Annotated in this window: 10 protein-coding genes and 1 pseudogene; 1 reads left to right on the top strand and 10 read right to left on the bottom strand. The window is 68.9% G+C overall.

Annotated elements, in window-relative coordinates; translation table 11 throughout:
• Positions 1 to 611 precede the first annotated feature (611 nt).
• From ACIBJF_RS24445 to ngcE, 9 genes are all read right to left on the bottom strand, one after another.
• Positions 612 to 2,135, bottom strand: coding sequence for an amino acid permease (locus ACIBJF_RS24445; RefSeq protein WP_399176658.1), 1,524 nt, complete (start codon positions 2,133 to 2,135; stop codon positions 612 to 614).
• A 153-nt stretch (positions 2,136 to 2,288) separates the two neighbouring features.
• Positions 2,289 to 4,217: a 1-deoxy-D-xylulose-5-phosphate synthase gene (dxs, locus tag ACIBJF_RS24440; protein ID WP_399176657.1), complete on the bottom strand. Its 1,929-nt coding sequence runs from the start codon at positions 4,215 to 4,217 to the stop codon at positions 2,289 to 2,291.
• Between the two features lie 169 nt (positions 4,218 to 4,386).
• Positions 4,387 to 5,679, bottom strand: coding sequence for a sugar ABC transporter permease (locus tag ACIBJF_RS24435; protein ID WP_399176656.1), 1,293 nt, complete (start codon positions 5,677 to 5,679; stop codon positions 4,387 to 4,389).
• A complete protein-coding gene (locus ACIBJF_RS24430; protein ID WP_351806226.1) occupies positions 5,676 to 6,467 on the bottom strand; it encodes an ATP-binding cassette domain-containing protein in 792 nt (263 codons plus the stop codon). The genes ACIBJF_RS24435 and ACIBJF_RS24430 overlap by 4 nt, the downstream gene beginning before the upstream one ends.
• A 186-nt stretch (positions 6,468 to 6,653) precedes the next feature.
• Complete coding sequence (locus ACIBJF_RS24425; protein ID WP_399176722.1) at positions 6,654 to 7,751, bottom strand: substrate-binding domain-containing protein; 1,098 nt, start codon at positions 7,749 to 7,751, stop codon at positions 6,654 to 6,656.
• A gap of 133 nt (positions 7,752 to 7,884) precedes the next feature.
• Positions 7,885 to 9,084, bottom strand: coding sequence for an ROK family transcriptional regulator (locus ACIBJF_RS24420; RefSeq protein WP_399176720.1), 1,200 nt, complete (start codon positions 9,082 to 9,084; stop codon positions 7,885 to 7,887).
• Positions 9,085 to 9,271: 187 nt separating this feature from the next.
• Complete coding sequence (locus ACIBJF_RS24415) at positions 9,272 to 10,192, bottom strand: carbohydrate ABC transporter permease (protein WP_351806224.1); 921 nt, start codon at positions 10,190 to 10,192, stop codon at positions 9,272 to 9,274.
• 15 nt (positions 10,193 to 10,207) lie between these two features.
• Positions 10,208 to 11,143, bottom strand: a complete 936-nt coding sequence (locus ACIBJF_RS24410) for a carbohydrate ABC transporter permease (protein ID WP_399176652.1) — start codon at positions 11,141 to 11,143, stop codon at positions 10,208 to 10,210.
• Positions 11,144 to 11,267: 124 nt separating this feature from the next.
• The gene (gene ngcE / locus ACIBJF_RS24405; protein ID WP_399176650.1) at positions 11,268 to 12,713 is read right to left on the bottom strand and encodes an N-acetylglucosamine/diacetylchitobiose ABC transporter substrate-binding protein; all 1,446 of its coding nucleotides are present in this window, start codon (positions 12,711 to 12,713) and stop codon (positions 11,268 to 11,270) included.
• 361 nt (positions 12,714 to 13,074) lie between these two features.
• On the opposite strand from ngcE, the gene ACIBJF_RS24400 reads away from it, so the two are divergent.
• Positions 13,075 to 16,878: a GH92 family glycosyl hydrolase gene (locus ACIBJF_RS24400; RefSeq protein WP_399176648.1), complete on the top strand. Its 3,804-nt coding sequence runs from the start codon at positions 13,075 to 13,077 to the stop codon at positions 16,876 to 16,878.
• A 58-nt stretch (positions 16,879 to 16,936) separates the two neighbouring features.
• Here the strand turns inward: ACIBJF_RS24400 and ACIBJF_RS24395 are convergent.
• Positions 16,937 to 19,758, bottom strand: a pseudogene (locus tag ACIBJF_RS24395) (GH92 family glycosyl hydrolase); the annotation flags it as partial.

Raw genomic sequence — 19,758 nt, 5'->3', positions numbered from 1 at the left:
CGTGAGCAGCCGGCCGCGGACCGCCGGCGGCAACAGCCCGAGCGAGATCCAGCACCCGCAGTCGGCCTGCGCCTCCTCCGGATTGAGCCCGGCCGGCACCAGCACATACAGCACCCCTGCCGCACCGTCGCCCCCAGCAGCCCCGGACGAGAAAGGCCCGCAGCACTGCCGTGAGCAGCCGGCCGCGGACCGCCGGCGGCAACAGCCCGAGCGAGATCCAGCACCCGCAGTCGGCCTGCGCCTCCTCCGGATTGAGCCCGGCCGAGACCAGCGCATACAGCACCGTCGCCCCCCAGCGGCCCCGGACGAGAAAGGCCCGCAGCGCTGCCGTGAGCAGCCGGCCGCGGACCGCCGGCGGCTACAGCCCGAGCGAGGTCCAGCGCATCGGGTGCGGATAGGGCCGGCACGGGCCATCTCGCGGGGCAGTTCGTGCTGGGCTGGGGCAGGTCGCGGGTGCGGCAGCGCTCGGGCGGCAGGTCCAGGTGTTCGGCGAGGCCTTCGCTGCGCATGCCGAAGACGTCCAGCGGTGCGGACCGGGCGAACCGGGGCGACCTGGCCGCTGTCCAGCGGGCCAAGCCAGGACGGCAGCGGCGGCCTGCGGTCCGCGACCGTTACGGAGTGTTTCCGGCGGACGGTCGGTGGGTCTCCGCGGTGGCGGTCTGCCCGCCCGGGGCCAGCCGGCTGTGGGTGCGGCCGTAGAAGAAGTAGACGGCGAAACCGATCACCATCCAGATGGCGAACCGCAGCCAGGTCTCGGCCGGCAGGTTGAGCATCAGCCACAGGGAGGCGCACACCGACAGGATCGGGATGACCGGGACCCACGGGGTGCGGAAGGCGCGCGGCAGGTCCGGGCGGGTCCGGCGCAGGATGATCACGCTGAGCGCGACGACGACGAACGCGAAGAGGGTGCCGATGTTCACCAGTTCGGCGAGCTCGCTGAGGCTGGTGAAACCGGCGACGACCGCGATGATCACGCCGAGCAGGATGGTCGGCCGGTGCGGGGTGCGAAAGCGTGGGTGGACGCGGGAGAAGAAGCGCGGCAGCAACCCGTCACGGCTCATCGCGAAGAACACCCGGGTCTGGCCGAGCAGCAGGATCATGCACACCGTGGTCAGGCCGACGGCGGCGCCGAAGCTGATCACACCCGCGAACCAGGGGTGCCCGATGGCCTTGAAGGCGTCGGCGAGCGGGGCCTCCACGGACAGCTTGGAGTACTTCTGCATGCCGGTGACGACGATGGAGACGGCGACGTACAGCACGGTGCAGATGAACAGCGAGCCGAGGATGCCGCGCGGCATGTCCCGCTGGGGGTTGCGGGTCTCCTCGGCGGCCGTGGCCACGATGTCGAAGCCGATGAAGGCGAAGAACACCACCGAGGCGGCCGTGAAGATGCCCATCACGCCGAAGTTGGCGGGCGCCCAGCCGAACATCAGCTGGATCAGCGGGGCCCTGAGATTGCCGCCGGCCGGCACCGGCTGGGCCTTGGGGATGAACGGCGAGTAGTTGCTGCCCGTGATGAAGAAGGCCCCGGCGATGATCACGATGAGCACGACGACCACCTTGATGGCGACGACGAGCGAGGTGATCCGGGCCGACAGTTTCATGCCGAGGACGAGGATGCCCGTGAGCACCAGCACCAGGGCGGCGGCGAGGATGTCGAAGCCGAAGCCGGAGGCCGTGTCCCGGCTGGCCAGATAGCCGGGCAGATGCCAGCCGGCGTTGTCCAGCAGCGAGCGGATGTAACCGGACCAGCCGACCGCCACCACCGCTGTACCGAGCGCGAACTCCAGGACCAGGTCCCAGCCGATGATCCAGGCGGGCAGTTCCCCCAGGGAGGCGTAGCTGAACGTGTACGCCGAGCCCGCCACGGGGACCGTGGACGCGAACTCGGCGTAACAGAGGGCGGCGAGCGCGCAGACCACGCCGGCCACCACGAAGGCGAGGGACACCGCCGGGCCGGCGTTGTTCTTGGCGACCTGTCCGGTGAGGACGAAGATGCCGGTGCCGATGATGACACCGACGCCGAAGACGGTCAGATCCAGCGCGGAGAGGGATTTCTTGAGCGAATGCTCCGGTTCCTCGGTGTCCTGGATGGACTGCTCGACGTTCTTCGTCCTGAACAGCGCGCTGCTCACGTACCTACCTCCCACGCTCGGGGGCCACGCCCTGGCCCGTCATGATCGAGAGGGTCGGGATGCGTATGCCCCGGCACAGGCAGGTTCACGCAGACGGGCCGGTTCCGCCACCGCAAGGTGTGGCGTGACCGGCCCGTTGCGGGAGCGTTCGCGTCAGTCGCGCGCGGGCTCGACCGAGTCCACCTCGGCGGCCGTACGGTCGTACCGGCCATCCAGCTTGGCGACGAGCCCGGTGACCTGGCGGGCGATGTCCGGGGCGGTCAGGCCGATCTCGGCGAGGACCTCGGCGCGGGAGGCGTGGTCGAGGAAGCGCGGCGGGATGCCGAAGTCGCGCAGCGGCACGTCCACGCCGGCGTCGCGCAGGGCCTGGGCGATCGCGGAGCCGACGCCGCCGGCCCGGCTGTTGTCCTCGACGGTGACGACGACCTGGTGCCGCTCGGCCAGCGGGGCCATCGCCTCGTCGACGGGCTTGACCCAGCGCGGGTCGACCACGGTCGTGGAGATGCCCTGCTTGTCCAGCAGGCCGGCGATCTCCAGGCACATCGGGGCGAGGGCGCCCACGGAGACGAGCAGCACGTCGGGCCGGTCGGTGCCGGGCTCGCGCAGCACGTCCATGCCGCCGATCCGGCCCACGGCCGGTACGGCGGGCCCGACGGCGCCCTTGGAGAAGCGCACCACGGTCGGCGCGTCGTCCACCGCGACGGCCTCCCGCAGCTGGGCCCGCACCTGCTCGGCGTCGCGCGGGGCGGCCAGCCTGAGCCCCGGCACGACCTGCAGGATCGACATGTCCCACATGCCGTTGTGCGAGGCACCGTCCGTACCGGTGACACCGGCCCGGTCCAGCACGAACGTCACCCCGCACCGGTGCAGGGCCACGTCCATGAGGACCTGGTCGAAGGCGCGGTTGAGGAAGGTGGCGTAGACGGCGAAGACGGGGTGCACCCCGGCGTACGCGAGGCCCGCCGCGGAGACGGCGCCGTGCTGCTCGGCGATGCCGACGTCGTACACCCGTTCGGGGAAGCGCTTGGCGAACTTGTCGAGACCGACCGGCTGGAGCATGGCGGCCGTGATGGCGACGATGTCCTCGCGCTCCTCGCCGAGCCGGACCATCTCGTCGCCGAAGACGGAGGTCCAGTCGGCGCCCGAGCTGGCGATCGGCAGGCCGGTGTCCGGGTGGATCTTGCCGACGGCGTGGAAGCGGTCCGCCTCGTCCTGCAGGGCGGGCTGGTAGCCGCGGCCCTTCTCGGTGAGGCAGTGCACGATGACCGGCCCGCCGAACCGCTTGGCGCGGGCGAGGGCGGACTCCAGCGCCTCGATGTCATGGCCGTCGATCGGGCCGACGTACTTCAGGCCCAGGTCCTCGAACATGCCCTGCGGGGCGATGAAGTCCTTGAACCCCTTCTTCGCCCCGTGCAGGGTCTCGTACAGCGGCCGGCCGACGACCGGGGTGCGCTCCAGGAGCTCCTTCGTGCGGGCGAGGAACCGCTCGTAGCCGTCCGTCGTGCGCAGGGTCGCCAGGTGGTTGGCGAGGCCGCCGATGGTGGGGGCGTACGACCGCTCGTTGTCGTTGACGACGATGACCAGCGGGCGGTCCTTGGCGTCGGCGATGTTGTTCAGCGCCTCCCAGGCCATACCGCCGGTGAGCGCCCCGTCGCCGATGACCGCCACGACATGGCTGTCCCGCTTCTTCAGCTGGTTGGCCTTGGCGATGCCGTCGGCCCAGCCGAGCACCGTGGAGGCGTGGCTGTTCTCGATGACGTCGTGCTCGGACTCCGCCTGCGAGGGGTAGCCGGACAGGCCGCCCTTCATCTTCAGCCTGGAGAAGTCCTGCCGGCCGGTGAGCAGCTTGTGCACATAGGACTGGTGGCCGGTGTCCCAGAGGACCTTGTCCTTCGGCGAGTCGAAGACGCGGTGCAGGGCGATGGTCAGCTCCACCACGCCGAGGTTGGGGCCGAGGTGGCCGCCGGTCTTGGAGACGGCGTCGACGAGGAAGGTCCGGATCTCCTCTGCCAGCTGGTCCAGCTCCTCCAGGCTGAGCCGGTCCAGATCGCGCGGTCCCCTGATGCGGGTCAGCAGCGGCACCCGTGCCTCCTTGCAGTAGAGCTGATCGAGCTTTCGCCGGGCTCGCCAGAGTCTAATGTTCCGGCTTTGCACGACACGACAGCGCCCGGCACGTTTCAGCGTGCCGGGCACGGTGGGCGCGCCGCAGGGGCGCGGGGCCGCAACCCCACGCCCCTGCGGCGGCTAGGCGTTACGCACGCCCCGCGGTCTTCTGCGTCTTGCGCGTCACCGCGTCGATCACGACCGTGGCCAACAGCACACCACCGGTGATCATGTACTGCACCGGCGAGGCGATGCCCTCCAGCGCGAGGCCGTACTGGATCGAGACGATCACCAGCACACCGAGGAGCGCGTTCCAGGTGCGCCCACGCCCGCCGAACAGCGAGGTGCCACCGATGACCGCCGCGGCGATCGCGTTCATCAGCAGGTCACCGCCACCGGCGCCCTGGTTGGCGGACGCGATCTTGGAGGCGATGAACAGACCGCCGATCGCGGCGAACGTGCCGGAGATGGCGAACACCGAGATGCGGACCATGTCCACGTTGATACCGGCACGGCGGGACGCCTCCACGCTGCCGCCGAGCGCGAAGACCTTGCGGCCGTAGGAAGTGCGGCGCAGCGCGAAGTCCGTGATGAACAGCACGGCGACGAAGACCACCACGGCCAGCGGCAGGCCCTTGTACTGGTTGAAGACGATCGCGGCGGCGAAGGCCACGACGGCCAGCAGCACGGTACGCAGGACGGTCTCGCTCAGCGGGCGGGACGGCACACCGGCGGCTTCGCGGCGCTTGTTGCCGAAGTAGGAGCTGAGGAAGAACAGCACCGTCACCGCGATGGCCAGGCCGTAGGCGGCGGCCACGTCGGAGAAGTAGTAGCTGGTCAGCTTGGCGACCACGCCGTTGTCGTTCAGGTTGATCGTGCCGTTGTCGCCCAGGATCTTGAGCATGAAGCCGTTCCAGAACAGCAGACCGGCCAGGGTGACCGCGAAGGCCGGCACGCCGATCTTCGCGAAGAAGAAGCCCTGCAGCGCGCCCGCGACCGTTCCGGTGAGGATCGACAGCACCAGCGCCAGGATCTCGTTCATGCCGTGGGTGACGTTGAGCACCGCGAAGGTGGCGCCCGCGACACCGGAGAGCGAACCGACCGACAGGTCGATCTCGCCGAGCAGCAGGACGAACACGATACCGACGGCGATCATGCCCGTGCCGACCATGGCGACGGAGATGTCGGAGAGGTTGCCCGCGGTGAGGAAGTTGGAGTTCAGGCTCTGGAAGATGATCCAGATGATCGCCAGACCGACGACGACCGGGATGGAGCCGAGGTCACCGGCCTTCATCTTGCGCTTGAACTCGGTGACGTAGCCGGCGAGGCCCTGTTCACGCACCAGCAGACGGGGATCGACGGCGACGTCGGAGCCGCGCGCCGCCTCGGGGTTCTCCACGGGGACGTCCTCGGGGGGCGTGGAGGTCTTGTCGATGCTCACTTCTTGATCTCCCCATTGCTGCGCGCCGCACGACGGGTCACGGCGTTGTCCGTGGCGCCGGTGATGGCGGAGATGATCTCTTCCTGCGAGGTCGACTTGACCTCGAAGACGCCGTTGTTGCGTCCCAGACGCAGGACGGCCACCTTGTCGGCGACGGCCTTGACGTCGGCCATGTTGTGGCTGATGAGGATCACGGCGTGACCGCGCTCCCGCAGCCGCTCGACCAGGTCGAGGACCTGGGCGGTCTGCTCCACGCCGAGCGCGGCGGTGGGCTCGTCGAGGATGACCAGCTTGGGCGCGCCGAGCATGGAACGGGCGATCGCCACGACCTGGCGCTGACCGCCGGAGAGGGAGGCGATCGGGATGCGGACGCTGGGAATGCGGATGGAGAGCTGGTCCAGCAGCTCGCGCGAGCGCCGCTCCATCTCGACCTCGTCCAGCACACCGCGGCGGCGGATCTCCCGGCCGAGGAAGAGGTTGCCGACGACATCGATGTTGTCGCACAGCGCGAGGTCCTGGTACACCGTCGCGACGCCCAGGTTCTGGGCGTCGTGCGGCTTGTTGACCTGGACGGCCTTGCCTTCCCATTCGATGACGCCCTCATCGATGGGGTGCACGCCGGCGATCGTCTTGACCAGCGTGGACTTTCCGGCACCGTTGTCGCCCACCAGGGCGACCACCTCACCGGCGTGGACCTCAAGCTCTACGTCGGTGAGCGCCTGAACGGCACCGAACCGCTTGGAGACCCCGCGCAACGCCAGCACGGGCGTAGCGGACACGTGAACCATCTCCTTCGCCGCCTGACCCGGCGGGAGGTTGTGCAGAAGTTTGGGGGGTAGTTCCGTCCGGCGCCCCGCACCGAGCTTGCGGGGCTGTTTGGTTGCGCGGGGCGCCGGAGGAGCTTGTGGGCGCCTTCCTACCGCTAGGGAAATTCAAGGGTGGATTCCCCTAGTTGGAAAGGCGCGTGCGGCTGATTACTTCAGGCCGATCTTGTCGCAGGCGGCCTTGTACTGCGGGGTGCAGATGTCGGTCACCGTGTAGACGCCGTCCTTGATGACGGTGTCCTTGATGTTGTCCTTGGTCAGCGCGGTGACGGGCACCAGGACCGAGGGCACCTGCTTGGTGGTCGGGCTGTCGACCTTGTCCTTGGCGACGGAGTCGAGCGACTTGCCCTGGGCGAGGTCCACGGCCATCTCGGCGGCGGCGGCGGCCTCGGGAGCGTACGGCTTGTAGACGCTCATGTACTGGTCGCCGGTGACGATGCGCTGGACACCCGCGAGCTCCGCGTCCTGGCCGGTGACCGGGACCTTGATGCCCGCCTGCTTGAGGGCGGTGATGATACCGCCGGCCATGCCGTCGTTGGCGGAGTAGACGCCGACGATGTTCTTCTTGCCCAGAGCGGAGATGGCGCCCTCCATGTTGGAGTTGGCGTTCTCCGGCTTCCACTCCTTGGTGTCGTACTCCTTGCCGACGTTCACCTTGCCGTCGAGCACCTCGTGGGCGCCCTTCTTGAACTGCGCGGCGTTCGGGTCGGTGGAGGAGCCGTTCATCATGACGATCTTGCCGGACTTGGCCTTGGAGCCCAGGGCCTTCAGCAGGGCCTCGCCCTGGGTCTTGCCGACCGTCTCGTTGTCGAACGAGGTGTACGCGTCGATCGGGCCCTGCGCCAGGCGGTCGTAGGCGACGACCGGGATGCCGGCGTCCTTGGCCTTCTGGACCGAGTTCTTGATGGCCGCGGCGTCCACCGCGTCCACGATCAGCACGTCCACCTTGTTGGTGACCATGGTGTCGACCTGCTGGTTCTGCAGGCTGGCGTCCTGCTTGGCGTTGGCGTAGACGATCTGGCCCTTGCCGTTGGTGAGCTCCTTGACCTTCTTCTCGATCAAGGGGCGGTCGAACTTCTCGTAACGGGCGGTCTGGTTCTCCGGCAGGAGCAGACCGACCTTGATGGCGTCGCCCTTCTTGGGGCTGGAGGACTTGGAGGAGCCACCACCGGACTCCTTGGCGCTGCCACAGGCGGCGAGAGAGACGGCCATGGCACCAGCAGCAACGGCGAAGGCCGCACGACGCATACGCGTGTTCACTTCAGAAACCTCCCTGACGAGGCCGCGTCGTTGCGGCCGAGGTGGCTGGAAGTCAACTCGGCCACACGTGCGACGTCAAGAAGTAAATCCTTAACGAGATGGCAACGGTGCCATCCGTTCTCTAAGTGAAGGCAGGAGCCGCCACGGACAGCGACCCGTCCAAAAGGGTCGAATCACCCATCTCGCTGAGGGCGAGGGCGAGCGCTCCGAGCACCTCGGCGCGACCGCCAAGTGCCCCCGGGAGAACGGACAGTTGACGCGCCGCACTGGGGATGGCGTAGCGGCCCACGGACTCCCTGATCGGCCCGAGCACCAGCTCACCGGCCTCGGCGAGATCACCACCGAGGACCACCCGGCTCGGGTTGAGGAGATTGCAGAGATTGGCCACCCCACTGCCGATGTGGCGGCCGACGTCGGCGATCACCCGACGGCAGCCCGGGTCTCCGTCCCTGGCCAGCCGTACGACGCCCTCCATGGTCAGGTCGGGGCCGTGACTGGGCTGGAGCAGCGGGAGCACATAGCGTGCGGCCGCGAACGTCTCCAGGCAGCCACGGTTGCCGCAGCGGCAGACCGGGCCGGATTCATCGAGTGTAATATGTCCGATTTCTCCGGCCGTGCCGCCCGGACCCCGGTAGATCTTCCCGTCGATCACCAGACCCGCGCCGACACCGCTCGCGACCTTGATGTACGCGAGGTCGCGGACCCCCTTGCCGGCGCCCCACACCAGCTCGCCGAGGGCGCCCAGGTTGGCGTCGTTGTCCACGTGCACGGGCACGCCGAGCCGCTCGCGCAGCTCCTCGGCGGGCTTGGCGCCGGTCCAGCCCGGCAGGATCGCGGTGGAGCCCAGCGTCCCCGACTCCACGTCGATCGGACCGGGCACGCCGAGCCCCACGCCGGCCACCTTGGACCGGTTGACGCCCGTTGCCGCGATCAGACGGCTGACCAGCTCCTCCGCCCGGTCGAAGCCCTGCGCGGCGGAGGCGTCGACGTCCAGCGGCTCGGCCTCCTCGGCCAGCACCTGGTGGGCGAGGTTCCCGATCGCGACGCGTAGGTGGGTGTGCCCGAAGTCGACGCCGATCACAATCCCGGCGTCCCCGCTCAGACTGACGCTGCGGGCCCTGCGCCCGCCCGCCGACGTGGGCGTGACCTCGACGGTTCCGCCGTCCTTCAGCTCCCGCACGATGTTGGAGACGGTCGCGGCGGACAGACCGGTCGTCCGCGCGATCTCCGCCTGCGTGAGGGACCCGGCCAAGCGTACGGCCCGTACGACCCGCTCCAGGTTGGCTCGGTGCAGCGACGACTGCGACCCTGGAGTCTCCACGACGACCTCCTGAGCGCGGGGCCGCTCCGGCGAGGCCCCGCGTATGTCCAACTAGTGAACTCTAAGCTGAGCCGTTCGGGGTGTCTTCCGTCAAGAGGTTGAACCGTTTCCGGGTATCCGGACGCACGTGCGTACGCCGCCCCGGAAGCCGGAGCGGCGTGCGCACGGACGGTCGCGGAGCGTGCCGCTACTTGAGGGTCGCCGAGGTCAGACCCGCCTGCACCTGGCGCTGGAAGGACAGGTAGACGACCAGCATCGGGATCATCGCGATGGTCACACCCGCGAACAGAACCGGCAGGTCGGAGGCGTATCCCTGCTGCTGTTGCAGCTGGATCAGCCCCTGGGTGAGGACATAGCGCTCGGGGTCGGAGCCGCTCTGCGGCTGCATGAGCACCGTGGGCAGGATGAACTGGTTCCACTGGCCCAGGGTGTTGAAGATCCCCACGCTGATCAGGCCGGGCTTGGCCATCGGCAGCATCACCTGGAAGAAGATCCGGGTGTGCGAGGCGCCGTCCAGGACCGCCGCCTCGAAGACCGCCGTGGGCAGGGTCCGGAAGAAGGCGTGCATGAAGAACACCGTGAACGGCATCGAGTAGGCGATGTAGACCAGGATCAGGCCCTGGTAGGTGTTCAGCATGTCCAGCCGCTTGACCATGAAGAACAGCGGGACGAGGGCCAGGAACACCGGGAACATGGCGCCGGCGACGAAGAAGTAGTACAGCAGCCGGTTGCCCCAGAACTGGTACCGGGCCAGCACATACGCGGCCATCGAGCCGAACAGCATGGTCAGCGGCACCGAGAACACCAGGACGATCACGGTGTTCAGGAAGTAGTCCCCGATGCCCTTGCTCCAGGCCCGGTGGAAGACGTCGAAGGACCAGCTGTGCGGCCAGCCGAAGGCGGAGCCGCCGATCTGCGCGTCGGTCTTGAAGGAGCTCAGCACCAGCCACAGCAGCGGCAGCACGATCAGCAGCGCCCACAGGGCGAGGAAGCCGTGCGAGAAGACGTTCAGTACGACGCCCTCGCCACGGCGGTCGCCGGGCCGGACGGGCACCTTGGCCACGGGCCCCTCGGCCGGAGCGGGGGCGGTCTCCTTGAGTGCGGTCATCGTCGTTACTCCCGCTCAGAACTCGATGCGCTCGCGGCGGGTGGCGCGCAGCGTGACGACGGACAGGATCAGGGTGAGCAGCAGCATGACCACGCCCATCGCGCAGGCGTAGCCGCTCTTGCCGTAGTAGAGGAAGTTGCGCATCATCACGGTCGCCATCACGTCGCTGTGATGGTCGGGACCGCCGCCGTACGCGCCCATGCTCTGGGTCATGGAGGACACCAGCACGAACATGTCCATGGCGACGATGCCGAGGTAGACCCAGGCGGTCTGCACGGTGTCCCACAGCAGCGGCAGGGTGATGCGGAAGAAGGACTGGTTGCGGCTCGCGCCGTCGATCAGCGCGGCCTCGTAGATGTCCTTCGGGATCGACTGCATGGCGGCCGAGAACAGCACCAGGTAGAAGCCCACGCCCTGCCAGATGACGGCCACCATGAGCGCCCACAGCACCAGGTTGGGCTCGTTCAGCCATTCCACCGGGTTGTCGGCGTCGACCAGGCCGATCTTGATCAGCGCGCCGTTGAGCAGACCGCCGCCGTCACTGCGGTACACCGCGTTGAACAGCACGGCGAGGATCGCCAGCGACAGCACCTGGGGGAAGAAGTAGACGATCTTGTAGAACTTCGACCCCGCGACACCCTGCACTCCGCCGGCCCTGCTGCGTCCGCCCGCGTTCAGCATGAAGGCGAAGAACAGGGCGAGCAGAATCGTGATCACCGGGATGAATATCAGGAACAGGATGTTGTGCCACACGGCCTCCAGGAACACGTCGTCCTGGAACAGCGCCTTGTAGTTGTCCAGACCGACGAAGCTGAAGGTCTGCGACTGCCCCTTCCAGTCGGTCAGTGAATAGCCGAACGTCTGGATGTACGGCCAGATCACGAAGATCAGATAAAGCGCCACGGGACCGAAGAGAAACCCCGCGACGAACCGGTACTGCCCTTTGCGCATGGCGTTCCTGCCCTTGATGTTCCGGTGAGCGCCAACGCCCCAGGGGCGCGGGGAACTACGCGACCGGCCACGACGGACCGGAACCCGAAATTCCATCCGCGCCCCTACGGCGCTCAGGCGAATTTCACTCGTGCCGGTTCTTCTTCGACGCCGGGTCCTTCGCCTGCTTGTCCACGGCCGCCTGACACCTCTTCAGCCATTCCTTCGGCTGAATCCGCTTCGCCATGAGCTCATTGGACGCGTTCTGGATCGCCGTGTCCATCTCGCTGTACCACTCGGGATACAGATACCGGAACGTGTTGGAGCCGGCCGCCTTGGACGCCTCCACCGTGGACTGCGTACCGGGCCGCAGCTTCACGCTCGGGTCCACGCCGTCCTGCAGGATCGTCAGGGAGTTGGCCTCCTTGGCGAACAGCGTCGACCACTCCTTGGACAGCATCCGCCGCATGAACTCCTTGGCGCCGGGCAGGTTCGCCGCCTTCGCCGGGATGATGAACGGCTCACCGGAGCCGGCCCGGATCGCCTCGAACGGCATCTTGCTGCCGGACAGCAGCGGCATCGGCAGGAACTTCATGTCGAAGTCCGTCGGCGTCTGCTTCAGCTGCTCGTTCTCCAGCCAGGAGCCGCAGGTGATGAACGCGGCCTTGTACTGGTTCCACCGGGTCTGCGACTCGGTGTGGGTCAGGCCGTTGGTGCCGGGCATCAACAGGCCCTTCTCGACGACCTCGTAGATCGCCTCGACGCCCGCCTGGGCCGCCGCGGAGCCGACGAACGCCTTCGGGTCCAGGTTGTCGATCGCCTTGACCGCGTCGATGCCGCCCTTCTTGGCGATCATGTCCATGATGGCGACATTGATGTAGTAGGGGTACTTGCCCTGGTGGGCGAGACCGCCGATGCCCTGCTTCTTGGCGTCCTGGCAGATGGCCAGGAAGTCGTCCCAGGTCTTCGGCGGCGTCCAGCCCTTCTCCTTGAAGAGCTTGCCGGAGTACCACAGGCCCCACACCGTGTAGATGTAGTTGAGGGCGACGACCTTGCCCTCCTGGACGCCCGGGTCGAGCGTGCCGGGGATCAGGGTGTCGCGGACCTTCTTGCTCGGGTCGTCCACCGAGGGCGCGTCGAGCACCTCGGACAGGTCGAGCAGCGAGCCGTTCTTGTACAGGACGTCGATCTTGATCTGCTGGGCGCCGGAGTCGTCCACGACGTCCGGCGGGTTGCCGGCGTTGAAGCGCGGCTGCAGCTTGCCGGTGATCTCCTGGGTGCCGGTGTGGGTCGAGGTGATGCCGAGCTTCTTGCTGAAGTCGGCCTCCCACGCCTTGGCGTAGTCGTCGCCGTAGCCGCCCTTGAAGACGACGACGTCGAGTTTGCTGCCGCTCTTCGCGCCGAAGGGGTTGTCCTTGGACGCCTTTCCCTTGGTGTTGCCCTCGTTGGAGTTGTCGCCGTCTCCGCCGCCGCTCGCACAGGCGGACAGAAGGCCCATCGCGGGCGTGGCCACCAGGCCCAGCGCGGCCGAACGCTTGATCAGATCGCGGCGGCCGACACCTTCGCCACCGTGGTGCGCAGTGGATCCCATGCTCAAGTCCTCGCCTTCTCCAGGACTCAGGCGGTGAACCGGATCCTCCCCGGCACCGCGGTCGGGTAGTGCTGGGTCGTGCAGAGTAGTGCTGGGTCTTGCTGGAAGTGCCGACAGGTATAGTCCACTTCCCGCCAGCGGAGCAAGATCGAATGCAGGGTTGGCCATGGGTCTTTTCCGAGTTGAGACCTCGCGGAAATATGAGCCCCCTGTGGAGCGCCCGGCGGAAAAACTCGCGGCATAAGTGCCTGAATGCCACACCCAACACCCTTGACACCACGGGCCACTTGACGCCCTACTGGTTCCTGCGCACCGAAGTTGACAACGTTGTCCAGAGCGGTCGCAGGAGGGGAATCCGTAGATGCAGCGGAGAACTCGGCACAGATGGGGTCCGGCGGTCGTCCTCACGGCCGCCTTTGTCATGGCCGTCGGCGCACAGGGCGCGGCGGTCGCCCTGACCGCCAAGGCTCCGGCAGCCGACCGGGAGTTCGCATCCTCGTTCGAGACGGGCGATCCGGCACCGGACTGGCTCAACACCGTCGACACCGCACCGGACGGCACCAAGCGCGCCTCGGGCGTCGACGGCGGCTACAGCACCGGCATACCGGGCAATGTGAACGACCATGTCACCGAGGTCCGGGCCAGCGGCGAGAACACGGGCGCGGGCGAGGTCAAGGAGAACCTGGCCGACGGCGAGCCCGGCACCAAGTGGCTGACCTTCGAGCCCACCGGCTGGGTGGAGTTCGACCTCGACAAGCCCGTCAAGCTGGTGACGTACGCGCTCACCTCCGCCAACGACTACGCCGAACGCGACCCGAGAGACTGGACGCTGCTCGGCTCCACCGACGGCAAGGACTGGAAGACGGTCGACACCCGCGCGGGCGAGACCTTCTCCGAGCGGTTCCAGACCAAGTCCTACGACCTGGCCGAGCCCGCCGAGTACCAGCACTTCCGGCTGGAGGTCACGAAGAACTCCGGCGCCGACATCCTGCAGCTCGCCGATGTGCAGTTCTCCACCGGTGGCGGGGGCGGCCCGGTGCCGCAGGACATGCTGACGCTGGTCGACAAGGGCCCGACCGCCTCGCCGACGGCCAAGGCACGGGTCGGGTTCACCGGGAAGCGGGCGCTGCGCTACGCCGGGCGGCACACGGCGGGCGGCCGGGCGTACTCGTACAACAAGGTCTTCGACGTGAACGTGAAGGTCGGCGGCGACACCCAGCTGTCGTACCGGATCTTCCCGCAGATGGCCGACGGCGACCGGGACTACGACGCCACGAACGTCTCCCTCGACCTGGCCTTCACCGACGGCACGTATCTGAGCGGTCTGGGCGCGCTGGACCAGCACGGGTTCCCGCTGTCGCCGCGCGGGCAGGGCGAATCGAAGTCGCTCTACGTGAACCAGTGGAACAACGTTGTCGCGCGGATCGGTTCGGTGGCGGCCGGCAGGACGGTCGACCGGATCCTGGTGGCGTACGACTCCCCCGCGGGGCCGGCGAAGTTCCGGGGCTGGATCGACGACGTGGCGATCAGGCCCGTACCGCCCCAGGAGCCGAAGGCGCATCTGTCGGACTACGCGCTGACCACGCGCGGCACCAACTCCAGCGGCAGCTTCTCGCGCGGCAACAACTTCCCGGCGACCGCCCTTCCGCACGGTTTCAACTTCTGGACGCCGGTGACCAACGCCTCGTCGCTGAGCTGGCTTTACGAGTACGCACGGGCGAACAACGACGACAACCTGCCCACGATCCAGGCGTTCAGCGCGAGCCATGAGCCGAGCCCGTGGATGGGTGACCGGCAGACCTTCCAGCTGATGCCGTCGGCGGCGTCCGGCACCCCGGACACCGGCCGCGAGGCACGCGAGCTGCCCTTCCGGCACGAGAACGAGACCGCGCGGCCGTATTACTACGGGGTCCGTTTCGAGAACGGTCTCAAGGCGGAGATGACGCCCACCGACCACGCCGCGATGCTGCGCTTCACCTACCCCGGCGACGACGCGAGCGTGCTGTTCGACAACGTCACCGAGCAGGCGGGCCTGACGCTCGACAAGGAGCACGGGATCGTCACCGGTTTCTCGGACGTGAAGTCGGGCCTGTCGACCGGCGCGACCCGCCTGTTCGTGTACGGCGAGTTCGACAAGCCGGTGACGGACGGCGGATCGAGCGGGGTGAAGGGCTACCTGCGTTTCGACGCGGGCGCCGACCACACCGTCACCCTGCGCCTGGCGACCTCGCTGATCAGCGTCGACCAGGCGAAGGACAACCTGCGCCAGGAGATCCCGGACGGCGCTTCCTTCGACACGGTCGAGCAGCAGGCCCGGCAGACGTGGGACAAGCTGCTCGGCAAGGTCGAGGTGGAGGGCGCGACCCCGGACCAGCTGACCACGCTGTACTCCGGCATGTACCGGCTGTACCTGTACCCGAACTCGGGCTTCGAGAAGGTCGGCGGCAAGGACCAGTACGCCTCGCCCTTCTCCCCGATGCCGAGCCAGGACACCCCGACCCACACCGGGGCGAAGATCGTCGACGGCAAGGTGTACGTCAACAACGGTTTCTGGGACACCTACCGGACCACGTGGCCGGCGTACTCCCTCCTCACCCCGTCCCAGGCGGGCGAGATGGTCGACGGGTTCGTGCAGCAGTACAAGGACGGCGGCTGGACCTCGCGCTGGTCCTCGCCGGGTTACGCCGACCTGATGACCGGCACCTCCTCGGACGTGGCGTTCGCGGACGCGTACGTCAAGGGCGTGAAGTTCGACGCGAAGGCCGCCTACGACGCGGCCCTGAAGAACGCGACCGTCGTGCCGCCGATGTCGGGCGTGGGCCGCAAGGGCATGAGCACCTCGCCGTTCCTCGGCTACACCAGCACGGCCACCGCCGAGGGCCTGTCCTGGGCGATGGAGGGGTACGTCAACGACTACGGCATCGCCAAGATGGGCGAGGCCCTGTACAGGAAGACGGGCGAGAAGCACTACAAGGAGGAGTCCGAGTACTTCCTCAACCGCGCCCGGGACTATGTGAACCTGTTCGACTCCAAGGCGGGCGGCTTCTTCCAGGGCCGTGACGCCAAGGGCGACTGGCGGATCGACTCCGCGAAGTACGACCCGCGCGTCTGGGGGTACGACTACACGGAGACGAACGGCTGGGGGTACGCCTTCAGCGTCCCGCAGGACAGCCGGGGCCTGGCCAACCTCTACGGCGGCCGGCAGACTCTCGCCGACAAGCTGGACGCGTTCTTCTCCACCCCGGAAACCGCTTCTCCGGACTACGTCGGCTCCTACGGCGGTGTCATCCACGAGATGACCGAGGCACGGGACGTGCGGATGGGCATGCTCGGGCAGTCCAACCAGGTCGCCCACCATGTGTCGTACATGTACGACGCGGCCGGCGAGCCCTGGAAGACGCAGGCGACGGTCCGGGAGATCCTCTCCCGGCTCTACACCGGCAGCGAGATCGGGCAGGGCTACCACGGCGACGAGGACAACGGCGAGCAGTCGGGCTGGTACCTGTTCTCCGCGCTCGGCTTCTATCCGCTGGTCATGGGCAGCGGCGAGTACGCCATCGGCTCCCCGCTGTTCAAGAAGGTCACCGTGCACCTGGAGAACGGCCGCGACCTGGTGGTCAAGGCGCCCGCCAACAGCGCCAGGAACGTCTACATCCAGGGCGTGACGTTCAACGGCCGCCCCTGGACGTCGACTTCGCTGCCCCACTCGCTGCTGTCCAAGGGCGGGGTGCTGGAGTTCTTCATGGGCGCCAAGCCGTCCGCGTGGGGCACGGGCAAGAACGCGGCCCCGGCCTCCGTCACCCAGGACGACAAGGTGCCGGCGCCCCGCTCGGACGTCCTGAAGGGTGACGGCGCGCTGTTCGACGACACCTCGGCGACGGACGCCACGGTCACCTCGGTGGATCTGCCGGTCGACAAGGCCGTGCAGCCCGTCCAGTACACGCTGACCTCCTCGGCGGACCACACCAGGGCACCGACCGGCTGGACCCTCCAGGCCTCCACGGACGGCACCACCTGGCAGACCCTGGACCACCGCTCCGGCGAGTCCTTCACCTGGGACCGCCAGACCAGGGCGTTCACCATCGCCGCGCCGGGCACGTACACGAAGTACCGGCTGGTCCTGGACGGCGAGTCCACGCTGGCGGAGGTGGAGCTGCTGGCCTGACCCGGACACGGGAAAGGGGCGGGCCCGCTCGGGTCCGCCCCCTTTCCCGTGCGGTCGGTCAGCCGGTGGCCAGGGTGAACACGTGCAGGTCGCCGTTCTGCGGGAGCCGCACGCTCGCGATGGTCCTCCCGTCCGGCGCGGTGAAGGGCCGGGTGGCGAAGACGTAGGTCGCCACCGGGTCCTTGCCGGCGCCCGCGACATCGCGGTACGTGGTCCGGGCGACGACCTCGTTGCCGTACTGGACGCCGCCGCCTCCGCCGCCGATGGTCCAGTCGGTGAAGGAGAGGTCGACGGTGTCGGTGGTGCCGTCGGTGTAGGTGACGGTCGCCCTGGTCTGCTGGTTGCCGTCGACCGCGCTGCCGATGAAGGACAACCTGCTTGCCGGGGTAGTGAGTCGGATGGTCCGGCCGGACCCCGAGGCGTTGTCCGGGCGGCCGTCCGGTGACCCCGGCCAGGTGAAGGCGAGGCCGTCGACCGTGCCCTGCCCGCCCGCCGTCAGGCCGGCCGCCGCGAGGGCCTGGCGGGAGTAGCTCCAGCCGCCGCCGTCGTAGTCGGCCTCGCCGTGGTCGCCGGTGTCGTCGGAGATGCCGGTGTTGTCGTAGGCGGCGAGGAGGGTGCCGGGCGCGGCCACGGTGAGAGCGACCGGCTGCCGGTGGGAGGTGTCGCCCGAGGTCACCGTGATCTTGACGTCGGCGAAGCCCTGTGCGGCGTCCTTCGCGGCGGTGAGGGTGATCTCCTGGACGCCGTCGGTGACCGTGCCCTCGGCGGGCGCGGCCGTGACGCCGGCCGGGGTGTCCACCCGGAAGCGCACCTCGGGACCGGTGCCGCCGTTCAGGGACAGCGCGCGGACGACGGTCTTCGCGCTGTCACCGGGGGCGAGCGTGGCGGCGGTGGGGCCGACGCCGATCTGGTACGGCTGCTCGCCCTCGCGAAAGGACGGCGGGGCGGAGACCGGGTCACTGCCCCAGGTCCGGTTCGGGGTGCCGGAGAGGGTGTAGTCCAGGGTGCCGCCGTCCCGGACGAAGGACGCCGGCAGCCACGGGCGGTCGCTGCCGCGGCCGTCGACCTTCAGGGACTGGACGTACGGTGCGTCGGGCGCCGCTCCGGTCGCGCGGATGGAGATGTCGTTGCCCTGCGGCCTGCTGATCTCCACGCGTTCGAACAGCGTGAGGCGAGGACCAGTTCGGCGCGGGAGGGCACCTGTGGATACATACCGAGGGCCGAGAAGACGTACCACGCCGACATCGCGCCGAGGTCGTCGTCGCCGGGGATGCCGCCGGGCGCGGTCGACCACAGCTGCCGCATGGCGGCCCGCACGGTCTCCTGTGCCTTGTACGGGGCGCCCGCGTAGTCGTACAGGTAGGGGACGTTGATCGACGGCTCGTTGTCCGGCTCGGACTTGGTGCCGCCGTGGCCGGTGAGGGCCCAGCCGTCGGCGTCGTGGAAGAAGTCGTCGAGCCGGGCGAGCGCCCTGTCCCGGCCGCCGAGCGCGGCGAACAGGCCCGCCGGGTCGTGCGGGACCATCCAGGTGTACTGGGCGGCCGTGCCCTCCACGAAGCCGGTGCCGGTGTCCGGGGCGAAGCCGGTGACCCAGCTGCCGTCGGCCTTGCGGTTGGCGATGTAGCCGCCGCTCGGGTCGGCGGCGGCGTCGAAGGTGTTCTGCCACCACTGGGCCCGGCGCTGGAAGGCGGCGGAGGTGTCCTTCTCCCCTGCCGCGGCGGCGAGCTGGGAGAGCGAGAAGTCCGCCGTGGACATCTCCAGGGTCTCGGCGGCGCCGCCCCAGGCGTTGGAGACGCTCGGCATGTAGTGCAGGTCGAGGTACCTGTCGAGCGAGGGGCGCCGGCCGACGGACAGCACCGGCTTGCCCGCCGCGGACAGGTCCTGCGCGGTCGGGACGGTGGCCGCCCGGGCCGGCGAGTCCAGCGCGCCGCGCAGGTCGAAGCCGGTGCCGCCGAAGGCGCGGATGCCGGCCAGCGCGGTCGGCGAGGGGTCGCCGTTCATGACATGGGTGCCGCTCGCGCCGTGCAGCCAGCGGTCCCAGGTGCCGCCGTTCTGCCGGGCCAGCTCGTACAGCGACTGGGCGATGTCGGAGCCGGTACGCGGGTCGAGCAGGGTGAGCAGCTGCACCTGGTCGCGGTAGACGTCCCAGCCGGAGAAGGTGCCGTACTGGGCCTGATGCCCGTGGCCCACCGGGTGTACCTCACCGTCGCTGCCGCGGTACCGGCCGTCGGCGTCGCTGATGACGTTGGGATGCAGCAGCGCGTGGTACAGCGCGGTGTAGAAGGTGGTGCGGTCGGCGTCCGTGCCGCCGCCGACGCGGATCGCGCCGAGCCGCTCGCGCCAGGCCCGGCGGGCCGCGCTCTCGACCGCGGCGAAGGAGCGGCCGGGCGGGTTCTCGGCGGCGAGGTTGGCCTCGGCAGCCTGCCGGCCGACATAGGAGATGCCGGCCTTGACGTTCACCGGTCCGGTGCCGGGCGCGAACTCGACGTATCCGCCGGCGCCCTTGCCCGCCACGGGCCGCCCGCCGTGCGTGAAGCCGCCGGTGCCGCCGGTGGCGGTGCGGGAGCCGGGGTTCAGCTCGTCGTCCTGCCAGGTGCCCGTGCTCCGGAAGGCGCGGTCGAAGCGGGCGGTGAAGTACAGGGTGTAGTAGGCGCGCTGTCCTTCCGGATCGAGGTAGCCGCAGAAGTCGCCGGAGGTGACGGAATCGGAGATCGTCCGGCTCTCCGGGTCGATGGTGACGGTGGAGACCTGCGAGCCGAGCTCGGAGTTCGCGGTGCGCACCAGCAGTGAGGCGGGCTTGCCGGCCGGGAAGGCGAAGCGGGCCGAGCCGGTGCGTGCGGTCGCGGTGAGGTCGGCGGTGACCCCGGAGGCGAGGCCCAC

It is taken from the genome of Streptomyces sp. NPDC050743, assembly GCF_044456925.1.
Taxonomy (GTDB): Bacteria; Actinomycetota; Actinomycetes; order Streptomycetales; family Streptomycetaceae; genus Streptomyces.
Note: the sequence above shows the minus strand (reverse complement) of the source record. Positions and strands in the feature narration are given on the sequence as shown.